Raw genomic sequence first — 263 nt, 5'->3', positions numbered from 1 at the left:
ACCAGAAGTTGTCGTCTGCACCTGCCCCAACCCTGCAAAACGCGCCGTACCGTAACGAAGGTGACAGGCATATCGCCTTGAGCTTCTCCCCGGCCGCCAACGAAGCGCATACCCCCCTGTTCGGCCAGCAGGTAAGCCATGCTTTCCAGCATGTGCGTATCGAGCCTGCGCCCATACGCATGCACGGAGGCGACAGCCGGTTTGACGCCTGGACACAGGCCATGGTGCATGAGGGCAAGGTGGTGAACTACACCGGCCAGTCG

At 61.6% G+C, this 263-nt stretch carries 1 protein-coding gene; it reads left to right on the top strand.

From position 1 onward, the window contains the following. Positions 1–77 precede the first annotated feature (77 nt). Positions 78–263 (top strand): hypothetical protein (locus SB772_RS42215; protein ID WP_410838801.1); only part of this gene is annotated, 186 nt, incomplete at its 3' end.

This window comes from Paraburkholderia sp. SIMBA_030 (assembly GCF_046535245.1).
Taxonomy (GTDB): Bacteria; Pseudomonadota; Gammaproteobacteria; order Burkholderiales; family Burkholderiaceae; genus Paraburkholderia.
The sequence above is the reverse complement of the archived record's forward strand: the minus strand, read 5'-3'. Positions and strand labels throughout refer to the sequence as shown.